Raw genomic sequence first — 20,476 nt, forward strand, 5'->3', positions numbered from 1 at the left:
CACGAAGCTCATCGCTTATCCTCGCTTTCCTGCGCCTGAACGGGCGGATTCGAATCGCCTTTCCCCTGGTTGCGAATCAGCCCCGTGGGATCGACGAAATTGCTGGCGGTGCTGACGAGACCGCGAAACGGCGCCCGCACCGTGATGTTGAACTTGAAGGGCAGCCCGGTCAGCTCCTTGGCCATCCCCTCCAGCCGCTCGCCCCCCAGCGGCTGCTCGTTGATGCCGGTGAACAGGATCTCGCTGACGATCTCGCCGTCCAGATTGCCGTTGAGCGCGATCGCCAGATTATCGTAGCGAATCGATTTCAGCGCATCGAAGGCCATCTTGCCGTAGGTGCCGAGATCCTCGTTGCTGAGCTCGCCCACATAAGCGAGCGTGCCGCCGCCGCGGCGCACCAGCAGCCTGCCATTCTCGATGCGCCCGCCGGCATCGTCGAACACCATCGGCAGGGTGCCGTCGAAAATCCCCGTGCCGGCGATATTGTCGAAATCGAAGCGCTGGATGAACTGGGCGGCATCGAGCCCCTCGACCCGGAAGGTCATGCGCCGTTCCACCGGCCGGGCGAAATCCAGCGTCGTGGGCTCCAGGAACAGCTCGCCCCCGGAAAAGGGCCAGCGTCCGCCTTCGATCTGCACCTGCTGCCCGGCGAGAAGCCGATAGCGGACGACGCCCGCCTCGACCGCGACCCCCGGATTCACCTCCGCCAGCCGCACTTCCTGCCCCGGCGGCGTTTCCAGGCCGAGCAGGTCGGAGAAATGGATTTCACCGCTCAATCCCTTCACCGGGCCGAAGGCGGCGGCGAGATCGAGCGAATCCGTGCGGAAGGTGCCGGTGCTGGCGACGCCGGCCTCCGTCCAGCCGATATGCCCCCGGCCGCTGACGCTGCCCGCGACATTGGCGACGACGCCGAGGGTGAGCCGCGTCAATTGTTCGGGTTGCAGCGCCGGGCCGAAGGTGATGCCGGCGACATCGAGCACAGCCTCGCCGCTGGAGCGGCCGAGATCGTGATCGATCGCCACCGATGCGACCGCCACATTGGTCGCCGGCTCGCGAAGCTGGCCGGTGGCGCGGACCTTGCCGTCGATCAGCGTCAGCCGCACGTCATCCGATCGCAGCGGATTGAAGCGGGGTCCCGCCGCTTCATCGGCCACCGCGATTGCTCCGTCGATCGCCAGATCGGCATTGGCGAGGCGCCAGCGGCCCGCCCCTTCGGACAGCAGCAGCGGCACCGCCGCGATCTTGCCGGCGGCCCCTGTGAAGGTGCCGCCGAGACCGCCGGGATCGGTCCGGCCGGCAAGACGCGCTATGTCCAACCGGCTTACGGCATCGCCCTGCCCGAGGCGGACGGCGACGGCATCGGCGGTGAAGCCCGGCTTGCCGATATCGAAGCCGAAGGACCGGCTGGCCATCGTCAGCGGCGATCCGCTCATTCGCCCGGAGAGGCGGAGGCCGCGTATCGCGCCGCCGCCCGCCACGCCGTTGCGCGTGCTCGCGACCAGGGCGTCGCCTTTGGGGCAGAGCGGCAGGCTGGCCGGCGCAAGCGCGAGCCCCGCGACGGCGAGCGATTCGAAGGCCAGCGGGGCGCAGGCCGGGTTGACCGACCAGGCGCCGTTCATCGCCAGCCGGATATCCAGCGGCAGGGAAAGCCCCCGAACACGCCCGTCGCCGAGTGGCCCGTCGAGCGTGGCGGCCGTGCGCAGGCGATAACCGTTCGGCCCGGCCGCGATCAGGACGGGCGCCAGCGCCAGCCGGGCGTCACGGGCCGCATAGGGAGCGACGGTGAAACGCCCCTGCCCCGCATCGCCGGCCAGCGTCATCCGGCCCGCCACCGCCGGCAGGCCGCCGCCGGCAAGCTGCAATGCGCCGTCGAGGAACACGCCCTTGTCGGACGACCAGCCGAACCCCTTGCCATCGGCCAGAGCGAGCCTTGCGCCGGAGGCGCTTGCGATGGCGATGTTGGCGATGTTCAGGTCGATGGCCTTGCCGTAACGCACCGCCACCCGGCCCTTGCCCCCGAAATTGCCCGCGGCGCGCGCCAGCGCCTCCGCGAGCGGCGGGGCCAACGGCCCGACAGGGCTGCCGTCCAGGCCGGTGGGCGCCGTCGCAAGGGCGTCCCGCCACCCGGCCGGCGCTGCTGCCTCCACGAAACCGATATCGCCGCTGATCCGGCCGCTGGCCGCGCCGATATCGGCCTCCATCCGGCCGGCGAAGCGCCACTGCTTGGCCGCCAATCCCGCAAGCTCGCCCTTTTCCGCCAGCAGCGACACCGGGCCGCGCAGGCTATCCAGGGCGGTGCCGAGCACCAGGTCCGCACGGCCGGAAAGCTGGTCCAGCCGCACCGCCTCGCCGCAGCGCAGGCCACCGAGATCGACCGGCCCCCGCAAGCGGATATCCGCCTCGCCCGTCACGATATCGACCGGCGCCAGCAGCCCCGCCCCCTGGCATCCGCCCGCCGCGAATCGTGGCACATGCACCATAAGGCGGCCGCGAAAATCGCGGTTCAGCCGCCCCTTGCCATCGAGGACGAGGCCGACGCGACCGGCAGGCGTTTCGAGCGCCATGCGCGCGTCGCGCAGGTCCGCATCCATGTCCGGCAGCGCGAAGGGCTTGCCCGACGGCGGCGGCAACAGCTTGTCCACCGCGCCGAGGCGCAACGCCCCGTCGACGATGCGGCCGCGCAGCCGCACGCCGCTTGCGGTGACGCCGGCCAGATAGGGGCCGTCCAACCCCCAGCCGATCCGTATCTCCGCCCAGTCCGCGACGAGATCGGGCGCGGCGGCATCGCCCAGCGACAGATTTTCGATCCGCTGGACGAATGGCCCCACCCCGGTGATGCGGTAGCGCGCGGCCACGCCGCGATCGGCGAGGGCGCGATCCACGAAATGGGCGGCGATCGGCTTTCGCGCGAGCCACAGCGCCAGCAGGAGAAGGAGCAGCAGGCCCGGCAAAAGCGCCAGCCACGCCAACCGCTTCCGCATCGATGGGGTTTCGCCTGCCATTCCACCTCGTCTAGCGCGTCATCGCCCCGGCGCGCGAGATGATTTCGCGGCTCCGACGCGATCAGCCGATGGATCGACCCGCCGGGATTGTTGCGCAACCGGGACAACCCATGCACAAACCCGCCATGAGCGATGCCGATCCCGCCACCGACGCCAGCGGCCACCGCAGCCGGCTGCGCGCACGGCTGGCCGAGCAGGGGCCGGAAGCGCTGCAGGATCATGAGCTTGTCGAATATCTGCTGGCGCTCGCCATTCCCCGCCGGGACACGAAGCCGATGGCCCGCCGGCTACTGGCGGAATTCGGCGGCATCGGCGGCCTGCTGGGCGCCGATCCGCAGGCGCTGGCCCGGCAGGGCGGCCTGAGCGAGGGATCGATTGCCGCGATCAAGATCGCCGAGGCGGCGGCCCTCCGGCTGCTGCGATCGCGGGTGATGGGCCAGCCCGTGCTGGCAAGCTGGCAGGCGCTGCTCGATTATCTGCGCGCCGACATGGCCCACCGCACGATCGAGCGGGTCCGCGTGCTGCACCTCAACAGCAAGAACATGCTGATCCGCGACGAGCTGACATCGGAAGGATCGGTGGACCAGGCGGCCGTCTATGTCCGCGAGATCATCCGCCGGGCGATCGACCTGGGATCGGCGGCGCTGATCCTCGTCCACAACCATCCTTCCGGCGATCCGACGCCAAGCCGGCAGGACATCGCGCTGACCCGCGATCTCGCCACCGCGGCCAAGCCGCTGGGCATCGCCATCCACGATCATGTGATCATCGCCGGCGAAGGCCATGCCAGCCTGCGGGCGATGGGGCTGATCTAGCCCCCCTCGCCCGCCCGGCCCGCTTGCATGCCCGTTACAGCACGAACTTGCTGAGATCGGTGTTGCGCGCGATCGCGGCGAGCTGCTTTTCCACATAAGCGGCGTCGACGACGATGGTGGTGCCCTTGCGGTCCTCCGCGTCGAAGCTCACTTCCTCCAGCAGCTTTTCCATGACGGTGGAAAGCCGCCGCGCGCCTATATTCTCGACCTCGGCATTCACCTCCGCGGCGATGCGGGCGATGGCGGCGATACCATCGTCGGTGAACTTCACCTCCACGCCCTCGGTGCCGATCAGCGCGCGATACTGCTCCGTCAGGCTCGCCTGGGTGGCGGAAAGGATGCGGACGAAATCGGCCTCCGTCAGCGCCTTCAGCTCCACCCGGATCGGCAGGCGGCCCTGCAGTTCCGGCAGCAGATCGCTGGGCTTGGCGACATGGAAAGCGCCCGAGGCGATGAACAGGATGTGATCCGTCTTCATCGGCCCATATTTGGTGGCGACGGTGGTGCCTTCGATCAGCGGCAGCAGATCGCGCTGCACGCCTTCGCGGCTCACCGATCCGCCGCGCACGTCGCTCACCGCGATCTTGTCGATCTCATCCAGGAAGACGATGCCGTTCGCCTCGGCATCGGCGAGCGCGATGCGGCTCACCTCATCCTGATCGAGCCGCTTGTCGGCTTCCTCCTCGACCAGCTTGGCCCAGGCGGCGCGAACGGGGAGCTTGCGGCGCCGGGTGCGGCCGCCGCCGAGCTTGCCCATCATCTCGGTCAGGTTGATCATGCCCACCTGGCCGCCCATGCCGGGAATCTCGAAGGAGGGCGAACCCGAATCCTCGAGATCGATCTCGATCTCCTTGTCGTCGAGATGGCCGTCCTCGAACCGCTGGCGGAAGGCCGTGCGGGTCGCCTCGCTGGCATCCTTGCCGACCAGCGCGTCGAGCAGGCGGGCGAGCGCCGCTTCCTCGGCCTTGTCCTTCACGGCGTTGCGGCGGCGCTCCTTCTCCAGCCGCACCGCTTCCTCGACGAGATCGCGGGCGATCTGCTCGACATCGCGGCCGACATAGCCGACCTCGGTGAACTTGGTGGCCTCCACCTTGACGAAAGGCGCATCGGCCAGCCGGGCGAGGCGGCGGCTGATCTCCGTCTTGCCGCAGCCCGTCGGCCCGATCATCAGGATGTTCTTGGGCGTCACCTCCTCACGCAGGCCCTCCGGCAGGCGCTGGCGGCGCCAGCGGTTGCGCAGCGCCACCGCGACAGCGCGCTTGGCGTCCTGCTGGCCGACGATGTGCGCATCCAGCGCGGATACGATGGCCTTGGGGGTGAGGGCGTCGTTCATCTAATTCTCTGCCTGGTATTGGAAACTTGGGGGGACTGGCGGGCGATATCGGTGCGGTGTCGTCCCGGATCAACCGCAGCGGAAGCCGGCGAAGAGCTTGCGGTGCCCCTCGACGATACGGGCGATCGTTTCGGGTTCCGGCTCTGCAAGCTCCACGCCATGTTCGTGCGTGCCGCCGAGGATCACGCCGTCGGCGCGGGAGAACATGTAGAGGCCGCCCGGCGCGGACAGGGCATAATCCACCTCCGGCTGCGGCAGCAGGACGGCGAGCTGCCCGCGCACCGGCTCCAGCTCCGCATCGCCGAACAGCGCGCGGCTGCCGAGGCCGGTGCAGTTGATGACGGTGGCCTCGGGCAGCGCAGCGATCTCTTCGACGCTGTGGAAGGGCCGGATGACGATGCGGCCGCCGGCGATGCGGATATCCCGTTCCAGCGCGCGCAGGAAGCGGCCGGGATCGACGATCATGCCGTCGAACTGGCGGACATTGGGATAGGGGAAGGGATGATCGCCGGCCGCGACCTCCTTCGCCTCCGGGAACAGGTCCATCAGCAGCGTATCGATCGGACCGGGCGTAAGCAGCCGGTTCGACATCGAATAGTTGCGCATCCAGCGGACGCCATATTCCTCGCCCGCCAATATCTGATAGCGCCGGTAGGCGTAGCGCGCGGCCGCGACGAGCTGGGCGGAGAAGGCCGGCGTCAGCCGGTCCCCGTCCACGACGGAGGAGGGAAACCACTGGCCGCCGGCAATGTTCGAGGTCGTCTCCGGCGGCAGCTTGGCGGTGTAGATGGTGACGGGAAAGCCCGCTTCCTGCACCAGCCGGGCGGTGGTGAGGCCCATCACGCCCGCGCCGATCACCGCCACCCCGCCCTGCTGGCCCGGCAGGGCCAGATCGACGGCGAGGCGGGAGCTGCCCCAGCTGAGCGTGATGCCGCCGCCGCCATGGCCGTAATTATGAACGAGCCGCTTGGCGCCCAGCGCCTCCGCCCGGACCACGAAGCCCGATGGCCGATAGGGCCGCAGCCCGGCCACGGTGCGGATCACCCGATCGGGGGCGACATTCACCCTGGGCAAACAGCCGCGCTGCGCCGCCCGATGGGGGCGGGCCGCCGGCAGGGTGGCGCATCCCGGCAGCGCCAGCGCGGCAAGGCCGGCGGTTCCAGCCGCCAGCACCTGCCGCCGCGCCGGAGCGATCCGGCTATCAGATTGCGCTATCAAGCGTTTCAACCGTGAGCTGATCGTTGGTGAAGACGCACACTTCCGCCGCGATGCCCATCGCCTTGCGGCAGATCGCCTCGGCATCGGGTTCATAATCCACCAGCGCGCGGGCGGCGGCGAGCGCGAAATTGCCGCCCGATCCGATCGCGGCGACGCCGCCCACCGGCTCCAGCACGTCGCCATTGCCGGTGAGGATCAGCGTCACATCCTTGTCCGCGACGATCATCATCGCTTCGAGGTTGCGGAGATATTTGTCCGTCCGCCAATCCTTGGCCAGCTCCACCGCGGCGCGCATCAGCTGGCCGTGATGCTGCTCCAGCTTGCGTTCCAGCCGTTCGAACAGGGTGAAGGCATCGGCGGTGGCGCCGGCGAAGCCGCCGATCACCGAACCGTCGTACAGCCGCCGCACCTTGCGGGCGTTGGGCTTCATCACCGTATTGCCCATGGAGACCTGGCCGTCGCCGGCCACCACCACCTTGCCGCCGCGCCGCACCGAAAGGATCGTCGTGCCGTGCCAGCCAATCTTGTCTTCGCTCATGCCAATCCCATGATCTTGGTCGCCGCCGATATGGGCGCGGGGCCGGCGGATGGCAACGCATCGTCCCGCGCGAACCCGACGAAGTTGAGGAAGTTGAGGATTGCCATCACGCCCTTTCAGCTCCGCCCGACGAACATGAAGGCGGCCGCCCCGGCGACGCAGGCGCCCGCGCCGAGATAGCGCCAGCTCAGCGGCTCCTTGAGCACGAAGATGGCGAACAGGGCGAAGATGGTGAGGGTGACGCATTCCTGCATGATCTTGAGCTGGCCACCGCTGAGGCCGCTCGCATAACCTATCCGGTTCGCCGGCACCGCCAGGCAATATTCGATCAGCGCGATGCCCCAGGAAGCGAGGATCACCACCCACAGCCGGGCGTCGGGGAATTTCAGATGCCCGTACCAGGCGATCGTCATGAACAGGTTGGAGAGGATGAGAAGGCCGAGGGTCGTCATGCGGGGGCAGGCTCCGGTCGCCCCGCCGCCGATGGGGCGGATCGGGAACCCGACGCGATAGGATCGAATCGCATCGGGCTCCAGATTTTCCTGCCGGCCTCGGGCCGGGACTCAGGTCTTCTTGGCCTTGCCCCATTCGCGGGCGACGGTGTAGCCGAGATAGCCGGTGCCGAAGAGCGCGTAGAGCGGTTCCGGCAAGCCGGCCAGATAGGCGTTCATCGCCTTGGCGATCGCGGAGCCGAGCGCCGGCTGCGCCGCCGAGATGATGCCCATCGGGATCGACCATAGCAGCAGCGCATACATCACGTAGAGGAAGCTGGGCCGCGCCCGGCTGGTCCACGGATCGGCGGATTGCGCCTCGGCCACGATCGCCGAAAGCTGGGCCTTCACCGCTTCCAGTTCCTGGCCGCCTTCCAGCTTGATGAGTTCCAGCTTGGCCCGATCCCGCGCCTCGGGATCGGGAATGATCTTGTCGATCAGCTTGGCCACGGGGCCGAATATGCCTTCGATAAGGGACATGGGACACCTCCTTCAGGGAGGCAAACGATAACCTATATGGTTATCTGTAGGACAGCGTCAGCGCACCGCGCCCTTGCGCATCAGCCGGGGCAGTAGCACCATCGCCCCCAATATCGGGAAACGGCGCTGCCAGGGCTTGATGGTGATGGCGGTGCCGGCGTGGCGATTGATCTTCCAGGCGAGATAATCGATGCCGCCCGCGAAGGTGAGGCTGGCCTTGGCGAGGCGGATGAGGGTGAGGCGCTTGCCCCGCCGCTGGAGCTTGCGCCAGCGGGAGAGCGCCATGGCGCGGATCTGGAGCGATGTGCCCGCGCCGGCATTCACCCCGGCCTCGGCGAGCGCCGGCCCGAGGAAGCGGCGGTAGCGATCGGGATCGGCATCGACGATCGAGCCGGGGCGGCTGCCGCGTTCAGCGCGAAGCTCCGCGCCATAGGTAAGGGTGAAGCCCTGCCGCCAGAGATCGAGCGGATCGGCGGGCGCCCGGTCCAGCGTGGGCGCGGCCAGCGCCAGCAGCGTCGGCGCGGCCTGCGCCACCGCGGCGACGGCGCGGGCGCGGGCCGCATCGTCCGCCGCCCAGACGAGCCGCGCCGGTTGGGCAAAGCGCGCCCAGACCGAGACGTTATCCGCATGGACCGAGCAGAGCCGGGCGAAATCCGCCTCGTCCAGCACCGCATATTTGGCGGCCAGGCCATCCGCCTCGAACGGGAAGACGTTGGGCGGCACCAGCCGGTTGGCCGTCGCCAGCCACCGCCTGCCATAGGCCGCGCGATAATCGGAGACGATCAGGTAGAAATCGAGCATCAGCCCGTCGAGCCGGGTCTCGCGCAGGCAGGAGCCGTAGAAGAGCACGGCGCGCGCGGCATCGCCATGCCGTGCGGCGATGGCCGCCGCCAGCGCCGCCGCGCGCGGATCGACCGGCTGGCCAAGCTCGGCCGCCACCAGCGTTTCCAGTGATCCCACCGTCTTTCGCCCGACGATGCCCGTCAGGCCGCGAGGCGCAGGAAGGGCATGGGCGGGGTGGGCGTCAGCACGATCGGCCGGCCCTTCTCCGCCTGGAACAGCTCGCCGTCCAGAATCACGCTGGAACGTTCGCCCTCGATGCGGATCTCATCCCCACGCTGCAGGTGGACACCGGCCAGCCGATCCTTGCCGAGCCGCCCGAAGGCGGCCGCGACCATCGCCCGCAGCAGCGAGAGCGGGCGCTGTTCCACCATCATCAGCTGCAGGCCGGACGTGCCGAGGCCGCCCGTCTTGCTGCCCAGCAGCAGCTTGTGCAGCGTCGTGACGATCAGCAGCGCGAAGCGGCCATGGATTTCCCCCTGCCGGATCAGCGAGACGCTGACCTCCGCCGGGCGCGGCGGCAGGAAGGCGGCGCGGATGCCGAAGATCAGCGACAGGAACACGGCCAGGGCCGTCAGCACATGGCTGAAGCCGTTGGGCAGGCCGAGCGGATAGATCTTGTTGCGGCAGAACAGGATCGAATCGGCAAGCCCCGCGCCGCCCAGGAACATGCCCAGCACCGGGCGGACGCCGCCGTCGGAAAGCGCGATCAGCTCGCGCGGGACGATATGATCGGAAAGATCGCCGCCGCGCACGATATCCAGCACCCGTTCCAGCGCCACGATCGGATCGCCGCTGGCGCCCAGATCGAGTGCGATCAGGTTGGTCTTGCCGTTGGGCAGCACAGCCACCGGCGGCGGCGAGGCGCCGAAATGGCCGCCGAGATGCAGCTCGGTCAGCGCCGCCTGGACGGTGCCGTCGCCGCCGTTGATCACCAGCACCTGCGGCTTCACCCGCGCGATGGTGCGCAGCGCCGCCCCGATCTGATCGATCGATTCGACCTCGTAATGGAAAATCTCGCTATGCTGCGCGCAGAAGCTGCGGATGCGCGGCAGGATCGCCCGGTTGCCCGTGGAGCGCGGATTGGAGAGCAGAGCGACAACGGCCATTCTTACCTCGCGGCCGACTTGATCGGCTTGATCGACAACCCCTGGAAATAATTGAGCACGACCGGCACCGGCTGCGGCCGGGCGCCCACGCTGATCACCACATCCTCATATTTCGGCTTGAGCGAGACGATCGACAGGCCGGGATTGCGGGAAAAGCCGCCGCCGTCGTTCCGGCTCGACTTGCCGTTGCCGTCGACATCGTGGCGCACCGCGACCGCATAATTGCCCGGCTGCGGCAGCGCGACGCAGACCTCCATCGGCCCGGACGCGGAAACCGGCAGGTCGACGCGCTTCAGCTTCTTGCCCTTGGCGAGGAATTCCGCCTCATTGCCGCCATAAACCTGAACGCGAAGATTGCCCGTGCGCGACTTGAACCCATCGACCTTGACGAGGACGGCCGCCCCCGTGGCGCCCGCCGCGCAGGCCGCCGCATCGGGGCCGAGCGCCGCCGCCCGTGCCGCGCCCGCGCCCATTGTCGCCGAGACGACAAGCGCCAGCGCCGGAATGGTTGCGAAGCTCGACAGTTTCAGCATGACCTCTCTTCTCCCGGAAGCTATAGCCGGGCTGCAACGCGCCCGGCGGGATACGCATGCCCCCGACGCTTTTCACAATCGGCTGCGATTGCGGCCAGAACATGGTGACGAGGCGACCATATTTTGAGAATTGCGAGCCTCATCGACCGTTATCTGGCCCGCCTGATCGCCGTGCCCCTGCTGGGCACGCTGGTGGTGGCGGCCATGCTGCTCGTCCTCGACAAGATGCTGCGATTGTTCGACTTCGTGGCAAGCGAGGGCGGGCCGGTGAGCGTCGTGTGGAAGATGCTCGCCAACATGCTGCCCGAATATCTCTCGCTCGGCATTCCGATCGGGCTGATGCTGGGCATCCTGATGGCCTTCCGCAGGCTGGCGCTTTCCTCCGAGCTGGACGTGCTGCGCGCGCTCGGCATCGGCTATGGCCGGCTGCTGCGCGTGCCCTACATGTTCGCGATCGCGCTGGCCGCGCTCAACCTGTTCATCGTCGGCTTCGTCCAGCCTTATTCGCGCTATGCCTATGAAGGACTGCGGTTCGAGCTGCGATCGGGTGCGCTGGGCGCATCGATCAAGGTGGGCGAATTCACCCGGCTCGGCAGCCGGATGACCCTGCGCGTGGAGGAAAGCCGCGAGGGCGGGCGCGACCTTTCCGGCATCTTCGTGATGACCGAGGCGCGGGACGGCAAGTCCGTCGCCGTCACGGCGGAGCGCGGCACCTTCATGGCCACCGACGATCCCGACGTGATCATCCTGCGGCTGGCCAACGGCACCCTCGTCCACGACGCGCCCAATTTCCGCACGCCGCGCGTGCTGAGCTTCGTGAGCCACGACCTGCCGATCGACCTGCCCAAGATGGAGGCGTTCCGCCAGCGCGGCGGCCGCGACCTCGAAATGACGATCCCGGAACTGGTGAAGATCGCCCGCAATCCCAAGACGCCCGCGCAGATCCGCAACGAGCTGCGCGCCAATTTCCATTTCCGCCTGGTCGAGGTGGCGACGATGTTCCTGCTGCCGCTGCTGGCGGTCGCGCTGGCGGTGCCGCCCAAGCGGTCCAGCTCCTCGCTGGGCGTGTTCCTTTCGATCGTGATGCTGGTGACGCAGCACAAGATCAACGAATATGGCGAGGCGCTGGGCGCGCTGGGCCGGGTGGACCCGCTGATATCGCTGTGGGTGCCCTTCGTCCTCTTCGCGGCGCTGACCTTCTGGATGTATCACACCATCGCCAACGTGCCCGGCGGGCAGCCGATCGGCGCGCTCGAACGCTGGGCGGCGAAGGCCGGCAAGGCGCTCAGGCGCTGGCTGCCCTTCGGCCGGCGGATGGGAGCCCCGGCATGAAGGCGCTGCTCGGCCGTTTCTTCGCCTCGCCCACGCTGACCTGGTATATGGGCAAGAAGTTCGTGCTGACGAGCTTCGGCGTGCTGGCGGCGCTGGTGCTGATCCTCCAGACGCTCGACCTGCTGGGCGAATCGGGCAACATCCTCGCTTATCCGGGCAACGGCCAGGCGGAGCTGTGGCAATATGTGTCGCTGCGCATGCCGCAGCTCATCGCCCGCTTCCTCCCCTTCGCGGTGCTGCTGGGCGCGCTGATCACCTTCGTGACGCTGAACCAGAACAGCGAGATCATCGCGATGAAATCGGCGGGCGTTTCCGCCCACCAGATCCTGACGCCGCTGATCGTGGCGAGCATCGGCATCGCCGCCCTCTCCTTCGCCTTCAACGAACGCATCGTCGCGCGGGCCACCGGCACGCTGAACGCCTGGGAGGCCGCCGAATATGGCCCCATCCCGAAGGACCGGGGCGTCGTCAGCAACGTATGGGTGCGGGCCGGGGACGACCTGATCCACGCCGACCAGGCGAGCGGCCGGGGCGCGGGCGTGAAGCTGGCCAACGTGACCGTCTACGACCGGATCGGCGGCACGCTGGAAACGATCATCAGCGCGGAAAGCGGCCGCTACGATCGCGGCGGCTGGCTGCTGGAGAAGGTCCGCCGGTTCGACGTGACGCGCGGCGTCGCATCGGACCTGCCCTCCCTCACCGTGGCGCGCGGCGTGGCGCCCGATCGCTTCACCCTGTCCAACGTCAATGCCGACGAGCGCAATTTCCTGGACCTGCGCACCGCCATCGCCGACCTGCAGGCCGCCGGGCGGCCGACCGAGGCGCTGGAAGCCGGGCTGTGGCACAAGATATCCGGGCCGATATCATCGGTATTGATGCCGCTGCTGGCGGGCGTCGCGGCCTTCGGCCTCGCGCGATCGGGCCGGCTGTTCATCCGCGCCGTGATCGGCATGGCGCTGGGCTTCACCTATTTCGTCGCCGACAATTTCGGCCTCGCCATGGGGAATATCGGCGCCTACCCCCCCCTGCTCGCCGCCTGGGGGCCGCCGATCCTGTTCCTGCTGATCGGCGAGACCGTGCTGATCCGCACCGAGGAATAAGGCCGGGGGACAGGAGCCGGGGAGCAAGGCGCCGGGCTTCAGCCCGGCACCGATCGGCGGCGGGACAGCCGCACCCAGGCGGGGCTGCGGGTCAACAGCAGCATCAACGCCAGGGCGGCCCAGCGAACGGGCTTGCCCCGGCGCAGATAGTGGCGGGCGACGCCGTCGAAGCCGATCGGCGAATCCGCCTCGGCCAGCCGGCGGTAGCGCCGCAGCTCACCGCGCAGATATCCCCAGCCGGATCGCCAGCGGGCACCCAGCAGGCGCTTGCCGATCTTCACATATTCGCGCGCGCAGAAGCGGGAGACGGCAAGGCGGGTTTCCACGCCGGCATGCGGCAGCGCCGTCTCCAGCGCTTCCCCGAAGCCACGCAAGGCCAGCGCGAGATCGTCGTGCCGGCGGGTATCGAAGGCGCCGCGCGTGCGGGCGATGCGCGCCATGATGCTGCCCGGCCGGCGGCGATAGAAGACCCACGGCGCGGCGGCATAATAATAGCTGCGCGTGCGCAGCACGACCCATGGGACCGTGGCGACATCCTCGAAGCAGGCACCGACCGGGAAGCGGATTCCGTCCCACAGCTCGCGCCGGCAGATCTTGGACCAGAGATGCAGGCGCCGCGCGCTGAATATGCCCTGGACCAGCGCCTCGCAGTCCGTTTCCAGGCGGCCGGCGACGCCGTCGAAGCTCGCCATTGCCGCGCCGTCCTCCACGCCGCCGCTGCCGGCCCGATAATCGCACAGCACCATGTCCGGCCGGTGCGCCGCGACGATCGCCTCGAGGCCCGCGATCGCGCCGGGAAGCAATATGTCGTCCGAATCGAGGAACCAGACATAATCGCCCCGCGCTTCGTCCAGAAGCTGGTTGCGGGCCGCGCTCACCCCCCGGTTGAGCGGGTGGGCCAGCAGCCGGACGATATCCGGGCGAATCGCGCGAAGCTGCTCGCACCGCATCGGGGAGCCATCGGTCGAGGCATCGTCCAGCAGGACGACCTCCACGCCGCCATCCCCGATCTGGTCCAGCACGGAGCCAATGCATTCAAGCAGATACGGCTCGACATTATAGACAGGCACCAGCAGGCTGAGCCAGATCGAGGCCGATTCCGCGACGACAGGCACAGCCATCGTGCCGCCGTCAGCCGGCCGCACGTCGACATCATCTTGCATTCCCACCCCCAAGGCGCCGCACACGCCCTATCCGTCCCCCAGGGGCCGAGCGGCGCCGGCGGGCGATCTAGATCGCAATCTTCCGATTGTCGCCCTGAAAGTGCCGCATTGCGATTTCATGGAAAAAACCTATCCGGGTTTACATTACCCGCTCATGACAGGTTGATTAAGGACAAGGTCGCGGTGAAGAGCACGGAATCGATCCAGGGCGGTTTCTGGAACCGTTCGCACCATCTGGACAGGATGACGCTGCGCGAGCTTGTCGTCGCCTATTTCCAATATCCGGCGATCATCGCCTATCTCGGCCTCGCCGTCGCGGCGATCGGCGCCTGGTTCTGGCGGCCGGCCGGGCTGGCGCAGACGCTGGCGGCGATCGTGATCGCCACGCTGGTCTATCCCTTCGTCTGGTATTGCCTGCACCGCTGGGTGCTGCACAGCAAGTGGATGTGGAAATCCAGGTTGCTGGCGCCGACCTGGAAGCGCATCCATTACGATCACCATCAGGACCCGAACCATCTGGAGGTGCTGTTCGGCGGCCTCCATACCACCCTGCCGACGATCGCCGTGGCGACCGTGCCGATCGGCTATGCCATCGGCGGCTTCGGCGGCGGCGCGGCGGCGCTCGCCACCGGCCTGATCACCACCTGCGTGTATGAATTCTTCCACTGCATCCAGCACCTTGCCTACAAGCCGCGCAACAAGTGGGTGGCCGCGATCAAGCAACGGCACATGCAGCACCATTTCCACAACGAAAACGGCAATTACGGCATCACCAACTATTTCTGGGATCGCCTGTTCGGCACCTTCTACGAGAAGGCCGGCGAGCGGAAGAAGAGCCCGACCGTGTTCAACCTGGGCTACACCACCGAGGTGGCCGAGGAATATCCGCACGTCGCCCGGCTTTCGGGCGGGGTCGCGACCGGCCATCCCCGCAAGCGCCAGCGCGATTGATCCCGGTGCCAGGCATAGTCATCAGCCAGGTGGCCGGCGCCGCCGACCGCCGGGCGTTCGTCGATCTTCCGTGGAAGCTTTATGCGGCCGATCCGCATTGGGTGCCGCCGCTTAAGGATGAGGTGCACGGCCTCATCAATCCGAAGAAGAACCCCTGGTTCGGCCATGCCGAGGCCGCCTTCCTGCTTGCGCGCCGCAACGGCCGGGTGGTCGGCCGGATTTCGGCGCAGATCGACCGGCTGGTGCTGGAAATGCCCGCCATCCAGGGCGGCGGCCCCGGCGTGGGCCATTGGGGCATGTTCGAGGCGGAGGATGCCGAGGCGGCAGCGGCGCTGATCGCGGCGGCCGAGGATTGGCTGCGCGCCAAGGGCATGACCCGCGCGATGGGGCCGTTCAGCCTTTCGATCTGGGACGAGCCGGGCCTGCTGGTCGAGGGCCACGACCATAGCCCGACGGTGATGATGGGCCACCATCTGCCGGCCTATCAGGCGTGGATCGAGGCGGCGGGCTATGCCGGCGCGCGCGATCTTGCCACCTATGAGCTGGACATTTCCCGCGAATTTCCGCCGCTGGTGCAGCGCATCGTCGCATCCGGCGAGCGCAACGCCCGGATCAACATCCGCAAGGTGGACAAATCCCGTTTCGACGAGGAAGCCGCGCTGCTGCTGGGCATCCTGAACGATGCGTGGTCGGACAATTGGGGCTTCGTGCCGCTGACCGACGCCGAGATCGCTTATGCGGGCAAGAAGCTGAAGCCGATCGTGTTCGAGGACCTGATCCGCGTGGCCGAGGTGGAGGGCGAACCCGTCGCCTTCATGATGACGCTGCCCGACCTAAACGAGCTGACCCGCGACCTCGACGGCCGGCTGTTCCCCTTCGGCTGGGCGAAGCTGCTCTGGCGGCTGCGGCGCCCGCAGGTGCGCACCATGCGCGTGCCGCTGATGGGCGTGGTGAAGCGGCTGCAGGCGACGCGGCTGGCGAGCCAACTCGCCTTCATGATGATCGAATATATCCGCCGCGATGCCGTGGCCCATTATGGCGCGACGCGCGGCGAGATCGGCTGGATCCTCGAGGACAATCAGGGGATGAAATCGATCGCCGAGACGATCGAGAGCCGGGTGAACAAGATCTACCGCATCTACGAGAAGGCGCTGTAGCGAACCGAACAATGCCCTTCCGGTTCGCACGCCGCCTCGCCTGCCTGTTCTCGCTCGCCGTCGCCGCAACCAGCCCGGCGGCGGCCCCGGCGCCCGGCCAGGTGCTGGTGCGGCTGGACACGAGCGAGGGGCCGATCACGGTGGCGGTGGAGACGAAGAAGGCGCCGATCACCGCCGCCAACTTCCTCCGCTATGTCGATTCGAAGCGGTTCGACGACACCAGCTTCTACCGCGCGGCGCGGGCGAAGAACGGATCGGGCAACGGCCTGATCCAGGGAGGCATCAACCGGCGGATGACCCGCGCCTTCATCCCCATCGCGCACGAGCCGACATCCCAGACCGGGCTCCGCCATGTCGATGGCACGCTTTCGATGGCGCGCAACGCGCCGGGCACCGCCATGGGCGAATTCTTCATCACCATCGGCCCCGCGCCCACGCTGGACGCCAAGCCCGGCTATGTCGGCTATGCCGCCTTCGGCCATGTGGTGAGCGGGATGAACGTGGTCCGCAAGATATTGGCCAAGCCGACCTATCCGGGCGGCTATACCGAAACCACCAAGGGCCAGTCGATCATCGATCCGCCCAGGATCATCACCGCCCGCCGGGTGCGATAAGCCGCCGCCTCAGCGCAGCACCACCCAGGTGGGCGCGTGATCGCTGGCTTTCTCCCGCCCGCGATATTCCTTGTCCACGCCGGCATCGGCCAGCCGATCGGCGGCGACGGGGCTGAGCAGGAGGTGATCGATGCGGAAGCCCGCGTCGCGCGGCCAGGCGCCGGCCTGATAATCCCAGAAGGTATAGACCTGGCCCGTGGGCTGGATGGCACGGATCGCATCCGTCCAGCCCTGCGCCAGGATCGCGCGCAACGCCGACCGGCTTTCCGGCTGGGCGAGCGCATCGCTCGCCATCGCCGTCGCCGAGAAGACGTCGTCCTTCAGGTCGGTCGGGATGACATTATAGTCGCCGGCCAGCACCACCGGGCGCTCGCTGGCGAACAGCCCGGCCGCGTGGCGGCGAAGCTGCTCCATCCAGGCCAGCTTGTAATCGAACTTCGGGCCGGGAACGGGATTGCCGTTGGGCAGGTAGATGGAGGCGACGACGACGCCGTCCACCTCCGCTTCCAGATAGCGGCTGTGCGAGGGATCGGGATCGTCGGGCAAGCCGCGCTGGCGCTCGACCGGATCGGCGCCGCGCGCGAGGATGGCAACGCCGTTGAACCCCTTCTGCCCGTGCCAGATCGCGCCATAGCCGGCGGCGCGGATATCCGCCTCGGGAAAGGTCTCATCCGACGTCTTGAGTTCCTGCAGGCAGGCGATGTCGGGCCGGGTTTCCTCCAGCCATTCGAGGAGGCGCGGCAGGCGCGCCTTGATGCCGTTGATGTTGAACGTCGCGATCTTCATGCGCGCGACCTTAGAGGAGCCGGCCGCCGCTGGAAACGGATCAGATCGAAAAGCTGGTGCCGCAGCCGCAGCCCGAGGCCGCGTTGGGATTGGTGACCTGGAAAGCCGCACCGCCCAGCGATTCAACATAATCGACCGCGCTGCCGGCCAGCAGATCGAGGCTGATCGGATCGACCACCAGGGTGGCGCCGTCGCGTTCCGCCACCATGTCGTCCTCCGCAACCGTATCGGCGAGGCCGAAGCGATATTGGAAGCCGGCGCAGCCGCCGCCGTCCACGGCCAGGCGGAGGATGGCAGGCTTGCCCTGACGCGCGGCGATCGCGGCAACGCGGGCGGCGGCGGCGGGCGTCATGTCAACGGCGGGATTCTCGCTCATGGGAAGCAGATAGGAACGAAAAGGGCCGCCGGCAACTCCTGCCGACGGCCCTCCTCCTCTCCCATTTTCGGGATCTCAGCTTTCCGGGCCACCCAGCGCGACCTGCTTGTTCGCGCGCGTCTGCACGGCGAGCAGATAATCGGTGGACTGGAGGAAGGGGATCGGGTTCACGGCGCGGCCGTCGAGCCGCACCTCATAATGCAGGTGGCTGCCGGTGGAACGGCCGGTGGAGCCCATCTTGGCGATCAGATCGCCACGCTTCACCGCCTGGCCCGGCTGCACGAGGATCTTCGAAAGGTGGCCATAGCGGGTCTGGATGCCCTTGCCATGGTTCAGCTCGACCAGATTGCCGTAGCCGCTGGCCCACTGGGCGCGGCTCACCATGCCATCGGCGGTGGCGTAGACCGGCGTGCCGATCGGGCCGGCGAGGTCGATACCGGCGTGCATCGCGGCGCTGCCGCGGAAGGGATCGGAGCGGACGCCGAAGCCGCTGGTGAAGGAGATATTCTTGTCCGCAAGCGGACGGGCGGACGGGACCGAGATCACCTCCCGCTCCAGCTGGTCCATCTTCTTCCACGAAAGGAAGAGCTGGCGGAACTGGGGATCGGCGCTTTCGGCGACGCTTGCCTTGGTCACCGGTTCATAGGGGCCGCCCATGCCGAGCTGGGCATTGCGCTGGAAGCGGCGGGCATCGACGCCGAGCTTGCGGAGCGCCGCCGTGGCGTTGCGATAGCGGCCTTCGGCGAGCGCCTGGGCCTTATCGGCCAGCGTTTCCTGCTGCATCGCGACCTTGGCATAAGGCGCGGTCAACGGGCTGAGCGGCGCATCGGGGAGATCGCCGGGCACCATCGACGCCAGCGTCTTCGCATCGGCCGTGCCTTCGACGAGCGCCGACAGGAAGGCCTGGCGCTGTTCGATACGCGCGGCCTGCGCCATCGCATCGCGCTTCATCGCGGCATATTCGGCCTGCATCCGCGCGACCTTGCGCTCCATCGCCGCGACCTGGACGGCGGGCGTGGCGGTGAAGGCGTGGATGGTGGCGACGGCGGCCCAGCCGACGAGCGCCACGGCCGCGGCAAGGATCGCAAGCTGGCGACGCGTGCAGAGCCGGATGCGCCGGAGGTTCGATCCGTCGTGAAGGAAGAGATCGCGCGGGCGCAGCGCCCCCCGGAACCTTCCTATCAGACCCGCGTTCAGCGGATGCACGGCAAACGACATTCAAATCCCCCGGTGTGGGTTTGAACTCTCCGGAGGTACGACCCGAGGAGCTGGTTACTGAGAGAGCAAAGTTACTGGTGCTCCAACGCCGGGCGCTCATCCCGCGATGGTGATGGCGCTTTGTGGAAAACCGAATCCCGTTCGGCAAGGGCGGCGTAGAAATCCCGGGTTAAGCCGGCTGACTCACGCGCCGAGTCGTTGAACGGAGGTTTCAACGCGCCGCGAAAATATGTGTCGACCAGCTTCCGCCATTGCGCGGGAGGGTCGAATCGTTGCGCCCGGCAGCAGGATTCGAACCAGCGCACGCCCGTGGCCACATGGCCGATCTCGTCATCGAAAATGCGGCGGAGGACGCGGGCGGAGGCGGCGTCGCCAGAGGCAGCGAAGCGATCGATCATCGCCGGCGTGACATCGAGCCCCCGCGCTTCCAGCACCATCGGCACCACCGCGAGCCGGGCCAGCGGATCGCCCGCCGTCGCCTCCGCCGCTTCCCAAAGGCCGTCATGGGCGGGCAGATCGCCATAGGCCGCGCCGAGCGCATGGAGACGCCGGGCGACGATGGCGAAGTGCATTGCCTCCTCCGCCAGAACCCGCATCCAATCATCCACGAAAGCGCGGGGGAAAGCCGCGCCGAAGCGGCCGATGACGTCGGCGGCGAGATCGATCGCGCCATGTTCGATATGGGCGAGCGCGTGCAGCATGGCGATGCGGGCGCGCAGGCTGCCCGCACGGCCGCGCTTGGGCATGCGCGAAGGCGGCAGCAGTTCCGGCCGGTCGCCCCGCGCCGGACGATCGGGCATGGCGACCGGGAAGGCGTGAGCCAGCCGGCCCAGCCGCCAGTCGCGCGCGGCGGCGCGGGCGGCCTTCACCTTGGCGGGCGGATCGGCCGTCAACAGGACCAGCCGGACGGCTTCGGCGACCGTCGCGGTCATGCCGGCGCCTGAACCGCCTTCAGCACCTCCGCCGCATGCCCCGGCACCTTCACCTTGCGCCAGACGCGGACGATCCGGCCGTCGGCGCCGATCAGGAAGGTCGCGCGCTCGATCCCCATATATTTGCGGCCATACATGGATTTTTCGACCCAGGTGCCGAACGCCGCGCAGACGCTGTCGTCCGCGTCGGTCGCCAGATCGACCTTGAGGTCATATTTGGCGATGAACTTCTGGTGCCTGGCGGCCGAATCCTTGGAAACGCCGACCACGGCCGCGCCGGCCGCGGCGAATTCCGCCGCCAGATCGGTGAAGGACTGGGCCTCCGCGGTGCAGCCGCTGGTATCATCCTTGGGATAGAAATAGAGCACCAGCGGCCGCCCCTGGAAATCGGCGAGCGTGCGGGTGCTGCCATCCGCCATCTGCAACGTCACGTCCGGCGCCTTGTCGCCCTGATCCGGCATAATCCCGTTCCTTTCGATTGAACGCCG

21 protein-coding genes are annotated in these 20,476 nt (G+C 68.1%); 6 read left to right on the forward strand and 15 right to left on the reverse strand.

What is annotated here, in order from left to right; all coding sequences use genetic code 11:
- Positions 1-8: 8 nt before the first annotated feature.
- Positions 9-2,981: a YdbH domain-containing protein gene (locus G432_RS06155; protein WP_015457962.1), complete on the reverse strand. Its 2,973-nt coding sequence runs from the start codon at positions 2,979-2,981 to the stop codon at positions 9-11.
- 131 nt (positions 2,982-3,112) lie between these two features.
- Here G432_RS06155 and radC point away from each other — a divergent pair, with 131 nt between their 5' ends.
- On the forward strand, positions 3,113-3,817 hold the full coding sequence (gene radC, locus G432_RS06160; protein ID WP_015457963.1) for a RadC family protein: 705 nt from the start codon (positions 3,113-3,115) through the stop codon (positions 3,815-3,817).
- A 34-nt stretch (positions 3,818-3,851) separates the two neighbouring features.
- Here the strand turns inward: radC and hslU are convergent, their stop codons facing one another.
- The 8 genes from hslU to G432_RS06200 form a co-directional block, all read right to left on the reverse strand.
- Positions 3,852-5,150: an ATP-dependent protease ATPase subunit HslU gene (hslU, locus tag G432_RS06165; RefSeq protein WP_015457964.1), complete on the reverse strand. Its 1,299-nt coding sequence runs from the start codon at positions 5,148-5,150 to the stop codon at positions 3,852-3,854.
- 69 nt (positions 5,151-5,219) lie between these two features.
- Positions 5,220-6,368 (reverse strand): FAD-dependent oxidoreductase, encoded by a 1,149-nt coding sequence (locus G432_RS06170; protein WP_202192027.1) that lies wholly within the window; start codon positions 6,366-6,368, stop codon positions 5,220-5,222.
- Positions 6,352-6,906 (reverse strand): ATP-dependent protease subunit HslV, encoded by a 555-nt coding sequence (gene hslV, locus G432_RS06175; protein WP_015457966.1) that lies wholly within the window; start codon positions 6,904-6,906, stop codon positions 6,352-6,354. The genes G432_RS06170 and hslV overlap by 17 nt, the downstream gene beginning before the upstream one ends.
- A 116-nt stretch (positions 6,907-7,022) precedes the next feature.
- Positions 7,023-7,358, reverse strand: coding sequence for a DMT family protein (locus tag G432_RS06180; RefSeq protein ID WP_015457967.1), 336 nt, complete (start codon positions 7,356-7,358; stop codon positions 7,023-7,025).
- A 111-nt stretch (positions 7,359-7,469) separates the two neighbouring features.
- Positions 7,470-7,877, reverse strand: a complete 408-nt coding sequence (locus G432_RS06185) for a holin family protein (RefSeq protein ID WP_015457968.1) — start codon at positions 7,875-7,877, stop codon at positions 7,470-7,472.
- Positions 7,878-7,934: 57 nt separating this feature from the next.
- Positions 7,935-8,837 (reverse strand): hypothetical protein, encoded by a 903-nt coding sequence (locus G432_RS06190; RefSeq protein ID WP_015457969.1) that lies wholly within the window; start codon positions 8,835-8,837, stop codon positions 7,935-7,937.
- 23 nt (positions 8,838-8,860) lie between these two features.
- Positions 8,861-9,826, reverse strand: coding sequence for a diacylglycerol/lipid kinase family protein (locus G432_RS06195; RefSeq protein ID WP_015457970.1), 966 nt, complete (start codon positions 9,824-9,826; stop codon positions 8,861-8,863).
- Between the two features lie 2 nt (positions 9,827-9,828).
- Positions 9,829-10,359, reverse strand: a complete 531-nt coding sequence (locus G432_RS06200) for a DUF2141 domain-containing protein (RefSeq protein WP_015457971.1) — start codon at positions 10,357-10,359, stop codon at positions 9,829-9,831.
- 123 nt (positions 10,360-10,482) lie between these two features.
- Between G432_RS06200 and lptF the strand changes: the two genes are divergently transcribed.
- Complete coding sequence (gene lptF / locus G432_RS06205; RefSeq protein ID WP_015457972.1) at positions 10,483-11,691, forward strand: LPS export ABC transporter permease LptF; 1,209 nt, start codon at positions 10,483-10,485, stop codon at positions 11,689-11,691.
- Positions 11,688-12,791 carry an LPS export ABC transporter permease LptG gene (gene lptG / locus G432_RS06210; protein WP_015457973.1) on the forward strand — a complete coding sequence of 368 codons (1,104 nt, stop codon included), beginning with the start codon at positions 11,688-11,690 and terminating at the stop codon, positions 12,789-12,791. Before lptF ends, lptG begins: the two co-directional genes overlap by 4 nt.
- 38 nt (positions 12,792-12,829) lie before the next feature.
- Here lptG and G432_RS22060 read toward each other — a convergent pair whose 3' ends face one another.
- Positions 12,830-13,954: a glycosyltransferase family 2 protein gene (locus G432_RS22060; protein WP_015457974.1), complete on the reverse strand. Its 1,125-nt coding sequence runs from the start codon at positions 13,952-13,954 to the stop codon at positions 12,830-12,832.
- A gap of 162 nt (positions 13,955-14,116) precedes the next feature.
- Here G432_RS22060 and G432_RS06220 point away from each other — a divergent pair, with 162 nt between their 5' ends.
- From G432_RS06220 to G432_RS06230, 3 genes are read left to right on the forward strand one after another with little or no spacing between them, the layout of a single operon-like run.
- Positions 14,117-14,905 (forward strand): sterol desaturase family protein, encoded by a 789-nt coding sequence (locus G432_RS06220; RefSeq protein WP_015457975.1) that lies wholly within the window; start codon positions 14,117-14,119, stop codon positions 14,903-14,905.
- On the forward strand, positions 14,902-16,062 hold the full coding sequence (locus G432_RS06225) for a hypothetical protein (RefSeq protein WP_015457976.1): 1,161 nt from the start codon (positions 14,902-14,904) through the stop codon (positions 16,060-16,062). Before G432_RS06220 ends, G432_RS06225 begins: the two co-directional genes overlap by 4 nt.
- An 11-nt stretch (positions 16,063-16,073) precedes the next feature.
- Positions 16,074-16,676 carry a peptidylprolyl isomerase gene (locus G432_RS06230; RefSeq protein ID WP_015457977.1) on the forward strand — a complete coding sequence of 201 codons (603 nt, stop codon included), beginning with the start codon at positions 16,074-16,076 and terminating at the stop codon, positions 16,674-16,676.
- A 9-nt stretch (positions 16,677-16,685) separates the two neighbouring features.
- Here G432_RS06230 and xth read toward each other — a convergent pair whose 3' ends face one another.
- The 5 genes from xth to G432_RS06255 form a co-directional block, all read right to left on the reverse strand.
- Positions 16,686-17,462 carry an exodeoxyribonuclease III gene (xth, locus tag G432_RS06235; protein WP_015457978.1) on the reverse strand — a complete coding sequence of 259 codons (777 nt, stop codon included), beginning with the start codon at positions 17,460-17,462 and terminating at the stop codon, positions 16,686-16,688.
- A gap of 40 nt (positions 17,463-17,502) precedes the next feature.
- Positions 17,503-17,838, reverse strand: coding sequence for an iron-sulfur cluster insertion protein ErpA (gene erpA, locus G432_RS06240; RefSeq protein ID WP_015457979.1), 336 nt, complete (start codon positions 17,836-17,838; stop codon positions 17,503-17,505).
- A 75-nt stretch (positions 17,839-17,913) separates the two neighbouring features.
- Positions 17,914-19,056, reverse strand: coding sequence for a M23 family metallopeptidase (locus G432_RS06245; protein WP_015457980.1), 1,143 nt, complete (start codon positions 19,054-19,056; stop codon positions 17,914-17,916).
- A gap of 71 nt (positions 19,057-19,127) precedes the next feature.
- Positions 19,128-19,988 (reverse strand): ferritin-like domain-containing protein, encoded by an 861-nt coding sequence (locus G432_RS06250; RefSeq protein ID WP_015457981.1) that lies wholly within the window; start codon positions 19,986-19,988, stop codon positions 19,128-19,130.
- Positions 19,985-20,449: a peroxiredoxin gene (locus G432_RS06255; RefSeq protein ID WP_015457982.1), complete on the reverse strand. Its 465-nt coding sequence runs from the start codon at positions 20,447-20,449 to the stop codon at positions 19,985-19,987. Before G432_RS06255 ends, G432_RS06250 begins: the two co-directional genes overlap by 4 nt.
- Positions 20,450-20,476: the final 27 nt, after the last annotated feature.

Origin of the sequence: Sphingomonas sp. MM-1 (assembly GCF_000347675.2) — a bacterium.
Classification (GTDB): Bacteria; Pseudomonadota; Alphaproteobacteria; order Sphingomonadales; family Sphingomonadaceae; genus Sphingomonas_E; species Sphingomonas_E fennica.

Bases quoted from the DNA above. Each gene is read 5' to 3' on its own strand.
- erpA (WP_015457979.1), bottom strand. From the start codon at position 17,838: ATGAGCGAGAATCCCGCCGTTGACATGACGCCCGCCGCCGCCGCCCGC.
- xth (WP_015457978.1), bottom strand. From the start codon at position 17,462: ATGAAGATCGCGACGTTCAACATCAACGGCATCAAGGCGCGCCTGCCG.
- lptG (WP_015457973.1), top strand. From the start codon at position 11,688: ATGAAGGCGCTGCTCGGCCGTTTCTTCGCCTCGCCCACGCTGACCTGG.
- G432_RS06245 (WP_015457980.1), bottom strand. From the start codon at position 19,056: ATGTCGTTTGCCGTGCATCCGCTGAACGCGGGTCTGATAGGAAGGTTC.
- G432_RS06195 (WP_015457970.1), bottom strand. From the start codon at position 9,826: ATGGCCGTTGTCGCTCTGCTCTCCAATCCGCGCTCCACGGGCAACCGG.
- hslU (WP_015457964.1), bottom strand. From the start codon at position 5,150: ATGAACGACGCCCTCACCCCCAAGGCCATCGTATCCGCGCTGGATGCG.
- G432_RS06255 (WP_015457982.1), bottom strand. From the start codon at position 20,449: ATGCCGGATCAGGGCGACAAGGCGCCGGACGTGACGTTGCAGATGGCG.
- G432_RS06180 (WP_015457967.1), bottom strand. From the start codon at position 7,358: ATGACGACCCTCGGCCTTCTCATCCTCTCCAACCTGTTCATGACGATC.
- G432_RS06230 (WP_015457977.1), top strand. From the start codon at position 16,074: ATGCCCTTCCGGTTCGCACGCCGCCTCGCCTGCCTGTTCTCGCTCGCC.
- hslV (WP_015457966.1), bottom strand. From the start codon at position 6,906: ATGAGCGAAGACAAGATTGGCTGGCACGGCACGACGATCCTTTCGGTG.
- G432_RS06250 (WP_015457981.1), bottom strand. From the start codon at position 19,988: ATGACCGCGACGGTCGCCGAAGCCGTCCGGCTGGTCCTGTTGACGGCC.
- G432_RS06185 (WP_015457968.1), bottom strand. From the start codon at position 7,877: ATGTCCCTTATCGAAGGCATATTCGGCCCCGTGGCCAAGCTGATCGAC.
- G432_RS06200 (WP_015457971.1), bottom strand. From the start codon at position 10,359: ATGCTGAAACTGTCGAGCTTCGCAACCATTCCGGCGCTGGCGCTTGTC.
- G432_RS06155 (WP_015457962.1), bottom strand. From the start codon at position 2,981: ATGCGGAAGCGGTTGGCGTGGCTGGCGCTTTTGCCGGGCCTGCTGCTC.
- radC (WP_015457963.1), top strand. From the start codon at position 3,113: ATGCACAAACCCGCCATGAGCGATGCCGATCCCGCCACCGACGCCAGC.
- G432_RS22060 (WP_015457974.1), bottom strand. From the start codon at position 13,954: ATGCAAGATGATGTCGACGTGCGGCCGGCTGACGGCGGCACGATGGCT.